The 18,253-nt window shown below is 64.9% G+C and carries 15 protein-coding genes; 6 read left to right on the top strand and 9 right to left on the bottom strand.

Features of this window, described 5'->3' with window-relative positions; genetic code table 11:
- Nucleotides 1-127: 127 nt before the first annotated feature.
- The 9 genes from H8S57_RS06955 to H8S57_RS06915 form a co-directional block, all read right to left on the bottom strand.
- Nucleotides 128-283 carry a hypothetical protein gene (locus H8S57_RS06955; RefSeq protein ID WP_186907361.1) on the bottom strand — a complete coding sequence of 52 codons (156 nt, stop codon included), beginning with the start codon at nt 281-283 and terminating at the stop codon, nt 128-130.
- Entirely contained in the window at nt 264-1,799 is a 1,536-nt protein-coding gene (locus H8S57_RS06950; protein WP_186907360.1) for an FAD-dependent oxidoreductase, read from the bottom strand. Before H8S57_RS06950 ends, H8S57_RS06955 begins: the two co-directional genes overlap by 20 nt.
- Nucleotides 1,800-1,830: 31 nt before the next feature.
- On the bottom strand, nt 1,831-3,228 hold the full coding sequence (locus H8S57_RS06945) for an SLC13 family permease (protein WP_207723729.1): 1,398 nt from the start codon (nt 3,226-3,228) through the stop codon (nt 1,831-1,833).
- Between the two features lie 320 nt (nt 3,229-3,548).
- Nucleotides 3,549-4,208 carry a 3-oxoacid CoA-transferase subunit B gene (locus tag H8S57_RS06940; RefSeq protein WP_186907358.1) on the bottom strand — a complete coding sequence of 220 codons (660 nt, stop codon included), beginning with the start codon at nt 4,206-4,208 and terminating at the stop codon, nt 3,549-3,551.
- Nucleotides 4,208-4,900 carry a CoA transferase subunit A gene (locus tag H8S57_RS06935; RefSeq protein ID WP_186907357.1) on the bottom strand — a complete coding sequence of 231 codons (693 nt, stop codon included), beginning with the start codon at nt 4,898-4,900 and terminating at the stop codon, nt 4,208-4,210. Before H8S57_RS06935 ends, H8S57_RS06940 begins: the two co-directional genes overlap by 1 nt.
- Before the next feature lie 98 nt (nt 4,901-4,998).
- Complete coding sequence (locus H8S57_RS06930) at nt 4,999-6,258, bottom strand: acetyl-CoA C-acetyltransferase (protein WP_186907356.1); 1,260 nt, start codon at nt 6,256-6,258, stop codon at nt 4,999-5,001.
- A gap of 212 nt (nt 6,259-6,470) precedes the next feature.
- Entirely contained in the window at nt 6,471-8,465 is a 1,995-nt protein-coding gene (locus H8S57_RS06925) for an ABC transporter permease (protein ID WP_186907355.1), read from the bottom strand.
- Complete coding sequence (locus H8S57_RS06920; protein WP_186907354.1) at nt 8,440-9,342, bottom strand: ABC transporter ATP-binding protein; 903 nt, start codon at nt 9,340-9,342, stop codon at nt 8,440-8,442. The genes H8S57_RS06925 and H8S57_RS06920 overlap by 26 nt, the downstream gene beginning before the upstream one ends.
- Nucleotides 9,339-9,728, bottom strand: coding sequence for a GntR family transcriptional regulator (locus H8S57_RS06915; protein ID WP_186907353.1), 390 nt, complete (start codon nt 9,726-9,728; stop codon nt 9,339-9,341). The genes H8S57_RS06920 and H8S57_RS06915 overlap by 4 nt, the downstream gene beginning before the upstream one ends.
- Before the next feature lie 198 nt (nt 9,729-9,926).
- Here H8S57_RS06915 and H8S57_RS06910 point away from each other — a divergent pair, with 198 nt between their 5' ends.
- The 6 genes from H8S57_RS06910 to mfd all read left to right on the top strand — a co-directional run bounded on the left by H8S57_RS06910 (nt 9,927) and on the right by mfd (nt 18,248).
- Nucleotides 9,927-10,409 (top strand): HD domain-containing protein, encoded by a 483-nt coding sequence (locus H8S57_RS06910; protein ID WP_186907352.1) that lies wholly within the window; start codon nt 9,927-9,929, stop codon nt 10,407-10,409.
- Between the two features lie 175 nt (nt 10,410-10,584).
- The gene (locus H8S57_RS06905) at nt 10,585-11,814 is read left to right on the top strand and encodes a DapH/DapD/GlmU-related protein (protein WP_243204735.1); all 1,230 of its coding nucleotides are present in this window, start codon (nt 10,585-10,587) and stop codon (nt 11,812-11,814) included.
- Between the two features lie 51 nt (nt 11,815-11,865).
- Nucleotides 11,866-12,825 carry a ribose-phosphate pyrophosphokinase gene (locus H8S57_RS06900; RefSeq protein WP_186907351.1) on the top strand — a complete coding sequence of 320 codons (960 nt, stop codon included), beginning with the start codon at nt 11,866-11,868 and terminating at the stop codon, nt 12,823-12,825.
- Between the two features lie 237 nt (nt 12,826-13,062).
- Nucleotides 13,063-13,656: an aminoacyl-tRNA hydrolase gene (pth, locus tag H8S57_RS06895; protein ID WP_186907350.1), complete on the top strand. Its 594-nt coding sequence runs from the start codon at nt 13,063-13,065 to the stop codon at nt 13,654-13,656.
- Nucleotides 13,649-14,686: an acyltransferase family protein gene (locus H8S57_RS17085; protein WP_207723728.1), complete on the top strand. Its 1,038-nt coding sequence runs from the start codon at nt 13,649-13,651 to the stop codon at nt 14,684-14,686. Before pth ends, H8S57_RS17085 begins: the two co-directional genes overlap by 8 nt.
- Nucleotides 14,687-14,735: 49 nt before the next feature.
- Nucleotides 14,736-18,248, top strand: a complete 3,513-nt coding sequence (gene mfd, locus H8S57_RS06885; RefSeq protein WP_186907349.1) for a transcription-repair coupling factor — start codon at nt 14,736-14,738, stop codon at nt 18,246-18,248.
- Nucleotides 18,249-18,253: the final 5 nt, after the last annotated feature.

Genomic DNA, 18,253 nt, shown 5'->3' with positions numbered 1-18,253 from the left:
AGCGGGCGCCTTCCATACAAAAGGCCGGAGCATTGCCTTGGAAGGGCAATGCTCCGGCCTTTTGTATGAGAGACGGCGTTACCGGCCGGCCAAAGGCGGCGCGTTCCGGTACGGCCCCGCTTCGGGTTCAGTGCTCGCACCGTCCGCACTCGTTGCAGACGCCGTCGCGGAGACAGCCGGGCGCGTCCACCAGGGAGCGGCAGAAGTCCAGCGGCAGCACGGGTTGCTGCGAAGGGACGGGCTGCGCAGCCTGCTCCGGCGGCTCAGTGCTTGGGCGGTTCATTGAATTTTTCCTGAAAGTCCAGGTCCAGGCGCTGGCCCTTTTCCCGCTGTTCCCGGGCCAGCTTGGCCTTATCGGTGTACAGGCCGTACTGATGGGCCTGCACACATTCCCGGTAGGAGGGGTCCTTGGCCTCAAACTTGGCGTTGCGGGGCAGGGGCACGTCCTGGTCCACCAGGATATCCTGCACCTTGCGGATATCCACCCCGTGGGCGGTGGAGCCGTCGGCGACCGCCACGGCGGCGGCCACGCCGGCGGCCTGTCCGGTGCCCACACACTGCGGGATCAGATCCAGCCAGTCGATGGCGATGCCGTCGGCAGACAGGTGGCGGCCGGGACAGAGCAGGTTTTCCACCCCCTGAGGCAGGATGGCCCGGTAGGGGATCTCGACCGGGCCGCAGTCGTTGACCTGGCATATGGTGGAGTGCCAGGCGATCACGTCGTCGTGTTGGATGGCGTAGGCAAAATCGGCGGTGCTCATCACGTACTCGCCCACCAGGCGGCGGCTGATGCGGGTGCCCAGCTGAGGCGCGATATCGTAGAGGTACGCGTTGCGGAAGGCCACGGGCACGGCCTGGCGCAAATAGTCCAGTACGTCCCGCATGGTGCTGCGGGTGTTCATCTCGGTCTCCGTCTGATCCTTGACCTGCGAGCAGTCCCGGTTGGCGTGCCAGCTGTTGACCCAACAGATGTCGTTTTGGTTGCTGGGCATGGGCAGGCAGCGGAACCCGGCCACCCGGGTCAGACCCAGGCGCAGGGCGGCCATCTCGTCCGGGTGGGTGCTGCGCCACTGGTAGAACAGGTCCCAGTTGATGCCGCCGATCCGCCACACCAGGGCGGTGGTGTTGGCGCGGGTCACCTGGTCGGCCATGCTCTGGCAGGGGGCGCCGGCCCGGGAGTACAGGTCGCCGTCGCCGGTGGCGTCGATCACGATCTTGGCAAGGATCGCCTTGCGGCCCTCCTTGCTCTCGTAGACCACACCCTTGACCCGGCCGCCTTCCAGAATGGGGCGCACGCCCATGCTGTGGCACATGACCCGGATGGCGTCCTTGTGCTCCAGAAGCATTTTGTCCATCTCGATCTTCAGCTGATTGGGCTCAAAGTAGACGGAACGCACCAGGCAGGACGGCTTGCAGCCGCCGTAGCCGTCCCGGCTGACGCAGTCGTGGAAGGCGCGCCAGGGATGAAGCAGGGCCGGGTCGGTGCAGCCCACCTGGTCCAGTCCGGGGGCGGTCACCGCGCCGGGGATCTTGCTCAGGCGGGTAAACCACTCCTCCTGAAGGCCGCGGACAAAGGATTTGTCATACCAGGAGAGGTTGGGGACCATGATCACATAGCCGCCGGTCACATCGCCGCCCATATAGCCGTAGCGCTCCAGCAGGATGATGTTTTTGGCCCCTGCCCGGGCGGCGGCAATGGCGGCGGAGTGGCCGGCCGCGCCGCCGCCGACCACCAGGATGTCGCATTCCTCCTGGACCGGCAGCTCGGCTGCGGGCTCCAGATAAGTCTTGTTCGTCATAGTAGAATTTTCTCCCTTGCTGGTAGTTTGGTCAGACCACGTAGCCGCCTACGATACAGATCAGGCTGGCCAGTACGATAAAGAGGATGTTGGTCACAACGCCCTTGGTAAAGATAAATTTGGAGGTCATTTCCTCCCGGCCCAGCAGGATGGGGGCATAAGCAATGGCTCCGTTGGTCAGGAAGGCGCACATGCTGGCCAGGATGGTGGCCACGCCCAGGATGGTGGCGTTGCCGCGGCCCTCCATCTGCATGGTACAGGCCAGAGGGATGCAGATGGCGTTGATGGTGAAGCTGACGGGCATACCGTTGGTAAAGTTGGTGAAGATGGTGGATACGGCCACACAGAGAATGACCATGATGGGCCAGCTGGCATTGCCCAGAATGGGCCCCAGAACCGTAGCGATGGCGGCCTTGATACCCAGATCATCGGAGGCGATGGCGGAGCCGCAGATGGTAAAGCAGCCGGCCACGGCCACGATCCCCCACATGGTCTTGGACTGAAGCAGCTTGACGCCGTTGATGAAGGGCTTGCCCTCCCGGTCCCGCATCAGGCACAGGACCGCGAAGAGAACGATCCAGACCCAGGTGGAGCCGATCTTGTTGTAAAAATCATAGACGGCGCTGCCCTTGGGCAGAGCCATGCCCAGCAGCAGGAACACGATGCCGAACAGCATGAAGCCGAAGAGAGTCTTCTGCTTGCCGGTCATCTTCAGGTCGGCCTCGGTCAGCCCCATCTTGTCCACGTCGAACTCCTTCAGCGGGGTCAGGTCGGTCTTCCAGACAAAGCGGATGAACAGCGTGTAGACCAGCACGAAGGCCAGCACCACCAGCGTGGCCACGACCAGGTAGGCCATATTGTTGAAGGGCAGCCCGCTGCTCTCCATAATGCCGCTGATGATGGCGATGGAGGAGAGGTGCACGCCCTTGAAGGGCAGTACATAGGCCCCCATGGCTGCGATGTAGATGCCCAGCAGCAGCTCCCGCTTCAGGTCGCTGTTCTTCTCCACCCCGCACATCTCACAGATGCCGTCCAGGATCGGATACCACAGCAGGAGCATGGTCGTGGGGCTGCTGACCAATGCGGCGCAGACTAAAACAGTCAGGAAAAGCGCGGTGATGAGACGCATGGGATGCCCCTTCAGCGCCCGGATCTTGAGGACCTTGCGGGCCAGCACGTTGACCGCGCCGGATTCCGTCACGGCCCCGGTCAGCGCCATGACCCAGATGATCTGCTGAATGGTGGTATTGCCGAACCAGGTCTTCAGCAGGTCGCCCGCAGTGGTAAAGTCGCAGACGATCATGCCGAACAGGCCCAGCAGGGCGGGCCAGAAGGTCTCTCCGGTGACGATGGTGGCGATCAGCACCCCAAAGAAAATACCCAGGATGCTGATGCCCACCGGCGTAATGCCGGCAAAGGGCTGGACCAATTTTCCAAACAGGAAAATAAAGCATAGCGAAATAGCGACACAGATATAGTATTTAACGTTTTTTCCGCGTGCAGTTAAAGCTGACATTCTGCTCCCTCTCTTTCATCTGGTAGACTGTGCCGGATTTTCCCGCCCCTGATGCAGAGCCTCCTTTCGCTGGCGGCAGCTGTCTTGGTCAAGGCCTACTATACTGCCGCTTTCGGCAGCCTGTAAAGAACGGGATCCGGACGTAATGAAGCATTTTTGATGCGGATAGAAGGGAAAGAGCAGAAAAACGGGTCTGCGGCATAGCCGCAGACCCGTTTGACTTCTTTTGGGGTTCAGCACATGGGCTTGAGATCGGGGGAGACGATCAGGGTAGCCTCGGTAGCGGCCTGCACCTGCTCGACGGTGAATTCAGGGTTGATCTCCACCAGCTCCAGGCCCTTGTCGGTGACGTTGATCACGCACATCTCGGTGATGATCTTGGTGATGCAGTGCACCGCGGTATAGGGCAGACGGCATTTCTTCAGGATCTTGGGATTGCCCTTGGCGGTGTGCTCCATGGCCACGATGACTTCCTTGGCACCCACCAGCAGATCCATGGCGCCGCCCATGCCGGGCATCTTCTTGCCGGGGATGATCCAGTTGGACAGGGAACCCTCCTCGTCCACCTCCAGGCCGCCCAGAATGGTGGCGTTGACGTGGCCGCCGCGGATAAAGCCGAAGGAAGTGGCGGAGTCGATGTAGCAGCCGAAATTGGCGGCCTGGGCGGGCTGTCCGCCGGCGTCCGTCTTATAGCGGGGCTCGGCCTCCTCGGGGGTGGGCTTGGGGCCGGTGCCGATGATGCCGTTCTCGGACTGAAGGATCACGTGGACGCCCTCGGGCAGGTAGGCGGGGACCAGCGTGGGCAGGCCGATGCCCAGGTTGACCACGTCGCCGTCCTTCAGCTCCTGGGCGACGCGCTTGGCGATAAAGCCCTTGATCTCAGACTTATCCATTATGCTTTCCCTCCATCCACGATGTAATTGACAAAGGCACCGGAGGTGACCACGTTCTCGGGCTCGATATCGCCGATCTCCACCAGGTTATCGCCTTCGGCAATGACCACGTCGGCGGCGGTGGCCATAACGATGTTGAAGTTCCGGGTGGTGCCCTTATACCAGATGTTGCCGAACTGATCCACAATGTGGCCGTTGATCAGGGCAAAGTCGGCACGGATGGGCTTCATGAGCAGGTACTCCTTGCCGTCGATGGTCTGCTTGCCCAGGCAGTAGGGGGAATCCTCCACGATCGTGCCCACGCCGGTGGGGGTGAGTACGCCGCCCAGGCCGGCGCCGCCGGCGCGGATCATTTCCGCCAGGGTGCCCTGGGGGATCAGGTCCACCTGCAGCGTCTTATCCACCATGCCCTGGGTGCCCACGTCGGGGGTCATGCCCACGTGGGTGGCGATGACGTGCTTGACCTGGTGATTGTGGACCAGCTTGGCCATGCCGTAGAATTCCTCGCCGTTGGGGCCGGTCGCCATACCGCAGTCGTTGCCGATGAGGGTCAGGTCCTTGGTGCCCTTCTCTGCCAGGGCCTCGATAATGTGATGGGCGCTGCCGCAGCCCAGGAAACCGCCGCACATGATGGTGGCCCCATCGGGGATCATGGCCACGGCCTCCGCAACAGAAATTACTTTATTGCGCACGATATTGCCCTCCTAAAATGAAGAATGGGAGTTTTGCCGTATGCCGGAGCGGGGGCGGTCTGTTCCCGTCCCCGTTCCGGCACAGCGCTGAGTTTCATTTAGCACTTTTCGAAAATGGTGGCAACGCCCATGCCGCCGCCGATGCACAGGGTGGCCAGGCCGCGCTTGGCGTCGCCGCGCTTGGCCATCTCATGCAGCAGCGTGACGATGATGCGCGCGCCGGAAGCGCCCACGGGGTGGCCGATGGAGATGGCGCCGCCGTTGACGTTGACGCGGCTCATGTCGAAGTTCAGCTCGCGGGCCACGGCGATGGACTGGGCGGCAAAGGCCTCGTTGGCCTCCACCAGGTCGATGTCCTCAATGGTCACGCCGGCCTTGGACATGGCGTTGCGGGAGGCGGGCACGGGGCCCACGCCCATGATCTTGGGATCCACGCCGCCCTGGCCCCAGCCGACCAGCTTGGCCATGGGCTTCAGGCCGTACTTCTCAACAGCCTCGCCGCTGGCCAGCAGGATGGCGGCGGCGCCGTCGTTGATGCCGGAGGCGTTGGCGGCGGTCACGCGCTGGACGTGCTTTTTGGTATCGGCCTCATGGATCTGGGTGACCTCGAAGGTGTGCACCACCTCGTCCTCCACGCCCTCGGGCCCCACGGGGAAGGCGCCCCGCAGCTTGGCGATGCTCTCGCAGGTCACGCCGGCCTTGGGGAACTCGTCCACCTTGAACTCCACCAGTTCCTTCTTCTTCTTGACCAGGACGGGCACGATCTCGTCGTCAAACTTGCCGGCCTTCTGGGCGGCCTCGGTCTTCTGCTGGGAGCTGGCGGCAAAGGCGTCCAGCTCCTCCCGGGTAATGCCCCAGATGTCGCAGATGTTCTCGGCGGTGGTGCCCATGTGGTAGTTGTTGTAAGCATCCCACAGGCCGTCCTTGATCATGGTGTCCACGACCTTCTTGTCGCCCATGCGGGCGCCCCAGCGCTCGGCGGGCAGGGCGTAGGGGGCGGCGGACATGTTCTCGGTGCCGCCGGCCACGATGATCTCAGCGTCCCCGGCCAGGATGGCGCGGGCGCCCTCGATCACGCTCTTCATGCCGGAGCCGCACACCATGCCGACGGTGTAGGCGGGCACGGAATAGGGCAGACCGGCCTTAACGCCCACCTGACGGGCAGGGTTCTGGCCCTGCGCGGCGGTGAGGATGCAGCCGAACATCAGCTCGTCCACCTGCTCGGGCTTCACGCCGCCGCGGCTCAGCACTTCCTTGACGACTGCCGCGCCCAGATCGGTGGCGGGCACGTCCTTCAGGCTGCCCCCGAAAGACCCCACTGCCGTACGGCAGCAGTTGACTACGTAGACTTCTTTCATGTACGAAGACCTCCAAAAATTTATATTCTTCCCGTGCTGGAAATACCCTTCGGCCTGATTATACGCCTGCCTCACACAAAAATCAACTCCAAGAGGAAGAGTTTTTCGGGCCGTTTTGGGGATTTTAAGTTAAAACTTTAACAATTCGGGGCAAAAGCGCGTCCGGCCAAAGGGCCGGACGCGCTCCGCTTCCGGGGACGCGGCGGAGCCGCTCAGTTGGCGGGCAGAGACACGGTATACTCACCGCCGCCGTCAGAAGCCGCCCCGGCCGCCTCCATCCGGGAGAGCTCCGCGTGAGTGACCAGCTGGGAGGCGCCGCCCACGACGCCGTATTTCTCCAGCACGGCCAGAGTTTCCGCGGCGCTCTTTTGAAGCGTGATGCAGACGACGTTGCCTTCGTACGCCGTCTCCGCGCCGGGTTCGTCCGTGCTGTTTTGCGCCGCGTTCCGGGCGGCGGGGGTCCGGAAGTCCAGATACAGGTCGCTGAGGTAGCAGTTCTCCTGCCGCGCCTGGTCGTCCAACAGGTAGCGCACCCCGAGGCGCCCGGCGGCCAGGTCGCTGCGCACCGCGGTCAATAGCTCCTCCAGGGCGGCGCTGTCCACGTAGACGTCCGCGTAGGAGGCCTCGGAGGCGTCGCTCCCGGGCTGGGGATTTTGCAGATTGGAGACCCAGGCGTCCACCAGCCGGGCGTTCCCGCTCCAGCGGGGGAAATAGCCCTGTTCCACCTGCGTGCGGTCGTTGAGCAGCCGGGTAAGCAGGCTGGCGGCGGAGGAGGGATCGGTCAGGTCGGCCGCGGTGACCGGCAAGGAGTAGCGCCGGAGGACGCGCCCGCCGGTGTTCAGGGTATAATCCAGCCAGACGGAGACCGAGCTGCTGGTCTCCACATACAGCCCGTCGGTCAGCTGGACCGCGCCGTAATCGTCCGCCTGGTCAAACCGGTCCTTTTCCGCCACAATGGCCCGGTGCAGCTGCTCCACCAGCGCCAGATCGGCCGGGTCGCTCAGATTCAAAGAGGTATAGTTGAGGTCGTCGTAGGGGGCGGAGCGCACGTCTCCGATCTGGACCGAGGCCACCTGGTCCGAGCCGGGCACCCGGCGCTCGAAGCCGGTCAGGTCGAATTCCAGCACACAGACCAGCGCGGTCAGGCAGCCCAGCAGGACCAGACAGCCCTTCCAGCTCCGCCGGAAGACCCAAAACCGCTTGCGCAGCAGCATTTCGGCCACGAAATAGCCCGCCGCGCCGCACAGAAGGAGGAACGACAGCAGGGTCCAGGCGTTCTCGGGCAGACTGTAGAGAAACATCCTCCCGTACAGGAAAGAGCCCAGAGCCACGGCGGCGCAGGCGCCCACGCCGTACTTGAAGACGGGGCGCACCCAGCCCACACTGACGATGTCTCCGGCGCGCTCCAGCGAGCGGCGCCGGTAGACCAGCAGGGCCAGCCCGGTCAGGATCAGCCCCGCCAGGGCATAGAGCAGCACCACGTGCAGTCCGTAGAACTGGACGTACACCCCGTTGCCGCCCGGATAGATCAGATTTAGCGTGTAGGTCAGGCGCAGGGCGGGGGAGAGCCAGACGGCGGCCTCGCTCAGCCTGGGGATGCCCGCGTAGCCGTAGACGAATGCCCCGGCCAGAGCGTCAAAGAGGTACGCCAGCCCGGCTGCCAGAATGTTCAGGATGCCGTAAAAGGCGGGCAGGGCCAGGATGTGGCCGGTAAACATGGCGCAGAATACCGCGAAGGAGTAGAAAAAGAAGCACAGAAGGCTTTGTACCGTCAGCCACATGCACAGACTGCCCGCATTCACCGCCCCCGCCAGGGCTTCGGCGGCCAGGGAGAGCACAAAGACCGCCAGATTGGGCAGCAGGAAGCAGGAGAGCCCGGAGAGGTAGTTGGTCAAGAACAGCCCCTCCCGCTTCAGGGGCAGGGTATGCATCAGTCCTACCGAGCGGCTGTTATAGAGGTATGAAAACACCGCCATGGCCGAGAGCAGCCCGAAGATCAGGGCCATGGCCAGACCGGCGCTGCCGCCCTCCAGAAACTGCAGGGGGCGCTGAGCGGCTCTGGCGCTGTCCCACCAGCGGCTCTCGTTGAGGATGGAAATGGGCAGCAGGAACAGCCAGATCAGGCCGTACAGCGCCCAGATGGGCCAAAAGCGGGACAGGTTTTTTTGATAGAGGGTGAGATTAAAGCACGATGTCGCGGACCGCATAGTCCTCACCTCCCAGCTCGTAAATAAAGATCTCCTCCAGGGTCAGGGGCAGGGCCTCCATGAGGATGGGGGCATACGCCGCCAGGCGGTTGGTGACCTCGGTGGCGTTGCCCCGGACGATCAGGGTGTGGATGCGGCCCACCTGGGAGATGTTGAGGATCTCCAGGTCCGCCGGGAGCTGGGGCAGCTGCTTTTCCTGGAAGACCACCTGCATCTTGACCACGTTTTCCTGAAGGTCGCTGAGGCTGCGTTCGATGAGCACCTTTCCCCGGGAGAGAATACCCACGTGGTCGCATACGTCCTCCAGCTCCCGCAGGTTGTGGGAAGAGACCAGCACCGTGGTGCCGTGCTCGGCCACGTCTCCCATCAAAAGGCTCCACACCTGCCGCCGCATCACCGGGTCCAGGCCGTCCACCGGTTCGTCCAGCACCAGCACGTCCGGCCGGCAGCACAGCGCCAGCCAGAAGGCGCTCTGCTTCTGCATGCCCTTGGAAAGGCGGCGGATGGACTGGCGCTCGTCCACGGTGGTGAACACGTCCTTGAGCGCCTGATACCGGGCCTGGTCAAAGCGGGGATAGAAGCCCCGGAAAAAGCGCATCATGTCCCGTGTGGAGGCGGAGAGGAAGTAGTACAGCTCGTCGGGGATGCTGGCCAGGCGGGCCTTGACCGCCGGGTTTTCGTACACCGGCGCGCCGTCCACCAGCACTTCGCCGGAATCCTGGCGGTAGACCCCGTTGATATGGCGGAGTATGGTGGACTTGCCCGCGCCGTTGGGCCCCACCAGCCCGTAAATGGAGCCGCTGGGCACCGTCATGGTCAGCCCATCCAGGGCCCGGAAGCCGTCGAAGGTCTTTACCACGTCTTTTACCTGGATCATTGTCCCGCCTCCTCTCGCCGCGCCTGACGCAGGGCCGCGTCCCGCAGCCGCAGGGTCAGCTCCTCCGCCGTCATGCCCAGGAATAAAAGCTCTGCCGCAGAGCTGTCGAACTGGCCCAGCAGGGCATCCCGCCGCACCCGGTTTACTCCGTCCTGGGGAGCGGCGAAGGAGCCCTTGCCCGCCACGGTGTAGAGATAGCCCTCCGCCTCCAGCGACTCGTAGGCCCGCTGGATGGTGTTGGGATTGATGGCCAGGGAAGAGGCCAGCGCCCGGACCGAGGGAAGCCGGTCCCCGGTCTGGATGGCCCCCGTGACCACCAGATGCCGCAGGCCGTCCTTGACCTGTTCGTAGATGGGCCGGGCATCCCGGTAATTGAGAGAGATCATGCGCCCGTCTCCTTTCCGCCGGGGCAGGGGCGCCCCGGGTGTATGAAGCGTGTTAGTACAGCTAGTATATACAAGGGCCGGGCGGAAATGTTTAAGAAATTATAACACTTTTCAGTCGAACTCCCTTTTTCCCGATGACAAATGCCGCGCGGGCGCGTATAATCAAAGGTGCCGAAACCAAGAAAGGAAGCCCGCGTCATGACCTATTGGGACAAGACCAACTGGAACTGCTATCTGGAGCAGGTGGAGGACCTGCTGGAGACCCCCGCGGTGCGCGCTATGCAGGGCATCCGCCATCACCCCGGCGTGTCCTGCTATGAGCACTCGGTCTTCGTCTCCTATACCGCCTTCCGCCTGGCCCGGAAGTGGGGGCTGGACTACCGCGCTGCCGCCCGGGCCGGGCTGCTGCACGACCTGTACCTCTACGATCCCCGCAGCCTCAGGTCCTACCGCCAGTGCTTCGCCCATCCGGCGGCCGCCCTGCGCAACGCCGTCAAGCTGTGCGGCGGGCTTTCCTCCAAGGAGGAGAACATCATCCTCTCCCACATGTGGCCCATGGCCCGCCGCCGTCCCCGCTGCCGGGAGGCGCTGACCGTCAATCTGGCGGATAAGCTCTGCGCCACCGCCGAGGTGACCCACATCTGGCGCCGGCTGGCCCTGCGGCGCATCCTGCTGGCCTGAACGGTGCGGGCGTCTTCGCCGAGCCTGCGTTTGTCCGCCGCAAGCGGACACGCCGGCGTGTTTTATCCGAGAAAAGCGGGGGAAACGGCGGCAAAATTGTGCAAGGCACATAAAGTGCGGGAAAAACGTGGATTTTTTGAATTTGTCGATGCAATTTTGAGACCATTTTGCTATAATGAAACGGAAAAGAGAGGTGCGCCATATGGAAGGAAAGGGCGCGGTCGTGTTTCTCCCCCGGGAGGACGGCCGGTTCAATTGGATGCTGGAGGAGCTGATGTTCGCTCCGCCGGCGGTCTGGATGGCCGAAGCGCTGCGCGCGGAGGGGTTCGAGAAATTTTTAGTGGTCTGCCACGACGATGACCGGCAGGCGGCCCAGGCCTGCTTCCCGGAGGGGACGGGCTATGTGACCACCGGCGCCACCGACGCACGGGAGCGGCTGGCGGAATTCCTGTCCGGCCTGACGGGACGGGTGGCCGTGGTGACCCAGCCGGTCTATCTGAACGCCGCCGCCGCCGCGTATCTGGCGGACGACGGGGCGGCGCTGCCCCGGGGGGAGAGCTGCGGCGTGTTCCGGGTGGACTCCGCCGCGCTCAAAGACGCGCTGGACGCGGGGGCGGACTTCGACGCCGTTTTGCGGGAGAAGGGGGAGGCCTTTGGCCAGCCCTACGGGCAGTTCCTGGGCATCCAGCCGCTGAGCCGGGGCATGGACTGGCTCAGCGCCCAGAGCTTTGCCCACCACGACGGCGTATCCGCCCTGAACCGGGCGCTGACGACCGGACGCGGCGTGATCGTGGTGGACCCCGCCAACACTTACGTGGGCCCGCAGGTCACCGTGGGGGACGGTACCGTGCTGCTGCCCGGCACTATTTTGCGGGGGAAGACCGTCATCGGCCGACACTGCGAGATCGGCCCCAATTCCATGGTCCGGGACTGCACCATCGGGGACGGGGTGACGGTGAACGCATCCCAGCTCAACGAGAGCCGGGTGGACGACGGCGTGAAGATCGGCCCCTTTGCCTACATCCGGCCCAACTGTCATGTGGGGGCCAACGTGAAGGTGGGCGACTTTGTGGAGCTGAAGAACTCCGACATCGGCGCGGGCACGAAGATCTCCCATCTCACCTATGTGGGCGATTCCGACGTGGGGCAGCGGGTCAACTTCGGCTGCGGCACCGTCACCGTCAACTATGACGGCGCCACCAAGTTCCGCACCACCATCGGGGACGACGCCTTTATCGGCTGCAACACCAACCTGGTGGCCCCCGTAAAGGTGGGCGACGGCGCCTACACCGCCGCCGGGAGCACCATCACCAACGAGGTCCCCGCCGACTCCCTGGCCATCGCCCGCAGCGTGCAGGTGGTCAAGAAGCAGTGGGCCGCCAAGCGCCGCAAGAGCAGGAAATGATCCCGGAAGCGGGAAATGATAAAGAGAAACAAAAAGGAGAGGATGTCAGAAATGATCGCACACGGCAAGGATATCAAAATCTTTTCCGGCAATTCCAACCGGCCCCTGGCCGAGGCCATCTGCAAGGAGATGGGGATGGAACTGGGCAACGCCGAGGTCGGGGCTTTTTCCGATGGGGAGAACTTCGTCTCCATCTACGAGACGGTCCGCGGCTCCGACGTGTTTGTGGTACAGTCCACCTGCTCGCCCGTCAACGACAACCTGATGGAGCTGCTCATTATGATCGACGCCCTGAAGCGGGCCTCCGCCGGGCGCATCACCGCCGTGATGCCCTACTTCGGCTACGCCCGTCAGGACCGCAAGACCAAACCCCGCGACCCCATCTCCGCCAAGCTGGTGGCCAACCTCATCACCCGTGCCGGCGCCGACCGTGTGCTGACCATGGACCTGCATGCCAATCAGATCCAGGGCTTTTTCGATATCCCCGTGGACAATCTGCTGGGCAACCCCGTGTTTACCAATTACCTGCACCAGCGCTACGCCGGGCAGGAGGACGACGTGATCGTGGTCTCTCCCGACGTGGGCAGCGTGGCCCGGGCCCGGGCCTTCGCCCAGAAGCTGGGCATGGGACTGGCCATCGTGGATAAACGCCGCCAGAAGGCCAACTCCTCCGAGGTCATGAACATCATCGGCGAGGTGCGGGGCAAAAAGGTCCTCCTCTTTGACGATATGGTGGACACCGGCGGATCCCTGTGCGGCGCGGCGCAGGCCCTGGTGGAGTTGGGCGGCGCCACGGAGGTGGTGGCCTGCGCCAGCCACGGCGTGCTCTCCGGGCCCGCGGTGGAGCGCATTGAAAAGAGCGTGATCAAGGAAGTGTTCTTCCTCGACACCGTTCCCGCCCGTCCCGGCGTAAATTGTGATAAGATCAAGTATCTCTCCGTGGCCCACATGTTTGCCGAGGCCATCGAGCGCATCTACGAGGAGATCTCCGTCTCCAAGCTGTTCGTGTAAGCGGCGTCCGGGAGCGCTCCCCGGCTGCAGAGCCGCTGCGCAGAGCCGACAAAAGACAGACCGACCGGGGAGGGCGGGGGCTTGCCCCCGCCGTTTCCCGTTTTGGATCGATTCTCCCATTTCGCTCCCAGAGCGGAATGGGAGCGCGCCCGGCGGGCGCAAAACCCGTCCGAATCAACCTTCCTGAAACACAGCGCCCGCTGTGTTTCAGGAAGATCCGTATCAAGGGGTAATAGGATGCTGTTTGGCAAGAACAAAAACGGTGTGGAGTGGCTTGTGGTGGGATTGGGAAACCCCGGCGGGCAGTACGAGCTCACCCGTCACAACGTGGGCTTTCGGGTGGTGGACGAGCTGGCCGAGCGCTGCCGCGTGCCCGTACAGAAGCTGAAATACCGCGCCCTCACCAATACGGCGGAGGTGGGCGGGCACAGGGTGCTGCTGATGAAGCCGGTGACCTATATGAACCTCTCGGGCGAGGCGGTGCGCCCGGCGGCGGATTTTTACAAGATTCCGCCCGAGCGGGTGCTGGTGATCTCCGACGACGTGTCCCTGCCCGTGGGCAGGCTGCGCATTCGGAAAAACGGCTCCGCCGGGGGGCACAACGGCCTGAAAAACATCATCCTTCAGCTGGGCGGGGACGGTTTCCCCCGGGTCAAGGTGGGGGTGGGCGGCAAGCCCCACCCGGATTACGACATGGCCGACTGGGTCCTCTCCAAATTCACCGGGGAGGACGCCAAGGCGATGGATCAGGCCGTCAAGCGGTGTGCCGACGCGGTGGAGTGCCTGCTGCGGGAGGGAGCGGACCGGGCCATGAGCCGCTTCAATGGCTGAGCAGGGCGGCGCGCGTCTGGCCTGGCCCGACGCGGCCAAGGGGCTGGGCGTGCTGCTGGTAGGACTGGGGCACTCCCGCCTTCTGCCGGAGTGGGCGAGCGCCTGGATCTACTCCTTCCACATGCCGCTGTTTTTTCTGCTCAGCGGCTGGTTTTTTTCCCTGCGCCCCGGCGGCGTGGGGGCGACCCTGCGCCATAAGGCGCTGCCGATCCTGATGCCCTACCTGGCGTATAACCTGGCGTTCTTCTGCTGGGAAAGCGCCGCGGCCCTTGCCGCGGGCGGCGGGCCCGACTGGGACGGACTGCTGGGCATCGCCCTGCAGTGGCCGGATACCCCCTGGGCCGGGCGGGCCTGGTTCTTCCCCGGCCTCTTTGCGGCGGAATGCCTGTTTGCCCTGCTGCTGCGCGCTCTGGAGGGGAGGGAAAACAGACTGCTCCCCGCCGCGCTGCTGGCGGCGGGGGCGGTGTGGATCTACGCCCGGCTGGGCGGGGCCAGACTGCCCTGGCATGTGGACGCCGCGGTGCTGCTGCTGCCCTATCTGGCCCTGGGCCGCCGGGCCCGGCACTGGCTGGAGAGACATCCCGCCTCTGTCTGCAGCGCGGGACAAACGATACGGTTGGCCCTGGTGTGTTTGGGGGCCAACCTGCTGTTTACCGCCTTCAACCGGAATCTGGGCCCCACCCGGATCGACTATAATCTGCGCTACCTCAATGAGTTTTTCACCTGCTACGCCGCGGGCGCCTGCGGCGCGGCGTTTTGTGTCCTGCTCTGCCGGGCGCTTCCGGCGGCCCGAGGCCTGCGCTTTCTGGGGAAATACAGCGCCGCCTACTATGCCGTGGGGTGGCTTGGTTCCAATCTGGCCCAGCGGGCTGTGGAGTGCCTCGCGCCCGTCTCAGGCTGGGGCCTGCTGGCGGTCCACCTGGCGGGGCTGGTTCTGATCCCGGCGCCGCTGATCCTGCTGCTGGATCGCTTTTGCCCCATCCTGCTGGGGCGCAGGCGGCCGCACCGGGCGCCCGCCGTCCGTCGCTGAGTGGGCGCTGCGCCTGTGACTTCCAAAATTTTCTATTTAGGAGGGCCCTATGAAGCCGCTGCTTGCCGCGCTCAACGATCTCCCGGAATTCCGGCAGCTGTGCGCCGCCGTGGACAACGGCGCCTGTCCGGCGGCGGTGAACGGCCTGTCCGCCGTTCATCGCGCCCACTTTGCCGCTGGGCTGCGCCAGGCCCTGGGGCGGCCGGTGGTACTGGTCTGCGCCGACGAGGGGGAGTGCCAGCGGCTGGAGCGGGATCTGGCCGCGCTCTCCGGAGAAGGGGTGCGCACCCTGTCCGCCCGGGAGTTCACCTTTCATAACGCCGCCGTGGCCTCCCGCCAGTGGGAGCACAGGCGCCTTTCCGTGCTCCGCGCGCTGGCGGCGGGGGAATGCCCCCTGCTGGTGTGCACGGTGGAGGCCCTGTTACAGCGCACCATGCCCAAAAGCCAGCTGATCCATGCCGCGCAGACCCTGCGCCTGGGGGAGAGCCATGACCTGAACGAACTGGCCGGGACGCTGACGGCGGCGGGATACACCCGCTGCGAGCAGGTGGAGGGCGTGGGGCAGTTTGCCCTGCGCGGGGGGATTCTGGACTTCTTTTCTCCCGCCCAGGAGCGCCCGGTGCGGGCGGAGTTTTTCGGGGACGAGGTGGATTCGCTGGGGCTCTTCGACCCCAATACCCAGCGGCGGACCGAGAACATCCGGCAGGCGGAGATCCTGCCCGCCGCCGAGGTGCTGCCCCAGTGCGCGCCGGGGGGCTGGGACGGCCTGCTGGGGGAACTGGACGGCCTGATTGCCCGGGTGAAGCGGCGCAAAGGCGGCAGCGACGCCCTGCTGCGCACGCTGGAGGAGGACCGGGAGCGCCTGGCCGGCCACGCCGTGTTTCCGGCACTGGACCGGTATCTGGGGCTGATCTATCCCCGGGTGGCCACGGCGGCGGACTACCTGCCGGAGGAGGCGGTGGTGCTCTTCAGCGAGAGCCCCCGCGTGGCCGAGCGGGCCAAACACTATCTGTGGCAGCTGGAGCAGGACAGCCAGACCCTGCTGGAAAACGGCACGGTGGCCGGGGAGCTGGCCGAGTTCGCCCAGAGCTTCGACGCGCTGTGCCGGCAGCTGGAGGCATGGCCGGTCTGCTATCTGGACTCCTTTGCCTCCGCCCAGTACCCCGCACGGCCCCGCACCCTGCTCAGCCTGCTGGCCAAACAGCTGCCCTCCTACGGCGCCAGCCTGGAGACCGCCGTGTCCGACCTGGCCCACTACGTGTCCGACGGATTTCGGATCGTGGTGCTGGTGGGCAGCGAGCAGCGGGCCCTGAATCTGCAGACCCTGCTGCGGGAGCAGAACCGGAAGACCGCCGTGGACTTCCAGCTGCATGCACTGCCCGAGTACGGCAAGGCGGTCATTGCCGTGGGCGGCCTTACCGCGGGGATGGAGTACCCCGGGGCCCATCTGGCGGTGCTGACGGAGGGGCAGGCCCTGCCGGGCAGGAAGAAGCGCGGGGCCAGGGCGGTGACCAACCGGCAGAAGCTGGGCTCCTACGCCGACCTGTCCCCCGGCGACCTGGTGGTGCACGAGCACCACGGCGTGGGGCGCTTTTTGGAAATGACCCGCATGACGGTGGACGGCGTGGAGAAGGACTACGTGAAGATCGTCTACGCCGGGGCCGACGTGCTCTACGTCCCCGCCACCCAGCTGGACCTGGTGAGCAAATACATCGGTTCCGGCGAGGACGCCAACGAAACGCGCAAGCTCTCCAAGCTGGGGGGGACCGACTGGGAGAAGGCCAAGAGCCGGGCCCGCAAGGCGGTGCAGGACCTGGCGAAGGGGCTCATCCAGCTCTACGCGCAGCGCCAGCGGCAGCCGGGGTATGCCTTTTCCCCCGACTCCCCCTGGATGAAGGAGTTTGAGGACGAGTTCGAGTACGCCGAGACCGACGACCAGCTGCGCTGCATCGAAGAGATCAAGCGGGATATGGAGACCCCCCGGCCGATGGACCGGCTCCTCTGCGGCGATGTGGGCTACGGCAAGACCGAGGTGGCCTTCCGGGCGGTGATGAAGTGCGTGCTGGACGGCAAGCAGGCCGCCATCCTGGTCCCCACCACCGTGCTGGCCCGCCAGCACTTTTTGACCGCCAAGCAGCGTTTTGCCAAGTATCCGGTCGAGATCGACGTGGTCTCCCGCTTTCGCACGCCTGCCCAGATGAAGCAGACCCTGCGCCGGGTGAAGGACGGGAGCATCGACGTGCTCATCGGCACCCACCGGCTGTTCCAGAAGGACGTGGAGTGGAAGGATCTCGGACTGCTGGTGGTGGACGAGGAGCAGCGCTTCGGCGTGGCCCACAAGGAGAAGCTCAAGGAGCTGTCCAAGCAGGTGGACGTGCTTACCCTGTCCGCCACCCCCATTCCCCGCACCCTGAACATGGCGCTCTCCGGCATCCGGGACATGTCCACCCTGGAGGAGCCGCCCCAGGACCGGCAGCCGGTGCAGACCTATGTGCTGGAGCACGACTGGGGCGTGCTCTCCGACGCCCTGCGCCGGGAGCTGGAGCGGGGCGGCCAGGCTTACTACCTCCACAACCGGGTGGAGACCATCGAGCGCACCGCCGCCCGCCTTCAGCAGCTGCTGGGGGAGGATGCGGCGGTGGCGGTGGCCCACGGGAAGATGAGCCAGGAGGAGCTCAACGACGTCATGAGCCGTATGAGCGAGGGAGAGATCGACGTGCTGGTGTGCACCACCATCATCGAGACCGGCATCGACATCTCCAACGTAAACACCCTGGTCATCGAGGACGCGGACAGGATGGGGCTGGCCCAGCTCCACCAGATCCGGGGCCGGGTGGGGCGCTCCACCCGCCGGGCGTACGCCTATTTGACCTACCGCCGGGGCAAGGTCCTCTCCGAGGTGGCCGCCAAGCGCCTGGGAGCCATCCGGGAGTTTGCTCAATTCGGTTCCGGCTTCAAGATCGCCATGCGGGACCTGGAGATCCGCGGCGCGGGCAACATCCTGGGCCCCGAGCAGAGCGGCTTTTTGCTCAGCGTGGGCTATGACATGTACCTCAAGCTGCTGGAGGAGGCGGTGCTGGAGGAGCGCGGGGAGCCCGTTCCCGTGCAGACCGAGTGCGCCGCGGACCTCAGCGTGGCCGCCTCCATCCCCGACCGGTACGTCCCCTCTCCGGAACAGCGGATGGACCTGTACCGCCGCATTGCCGCCATCCGCAGCGAGGAAGACGCCGACGATGTGACCGACGAGCTCATCGACCGCTACGGCGACCCGCCCCGGACGGTCAATAACCTCATCGCCGTGGCTCTGCTGCGCGCCGCCGCCGCCCGGAACGGCATCGGCCAGATCGACCAGAAGGGCATCCGGCTGAACCTTTACCTGGCCCGGTTCGACCTGCAGCGGGTATCTGCCCTGTGTGGGCAGGAACGCTATGGGGGCCGGCTGCTGTTCTCCGCCGGCGAGAAGCCCTACCTCTCCCTGAAGCTCAAACGGGGGGAGGACGCCCTCAAGGCGGCCCAAAAGCTGGTGGAGGACTACGGAAAGACCGCGCCGGCGGAGGAATGAGCGGA

Origin of the sequence: Lawsonibacter hominis (assembly GCF_014287895.1) — a bacterium.
GTDB classification, from domain to species: domain Bacteria; phylum Bacillota; class Clostridia; order Oscillospirales; family Oscillospiraceae; genus Lawsonibacter_A; species Lawsonibacter_A hominis.
This window is presented reverse-complemented; position numbering and strand designations above follow the sequence as displayed.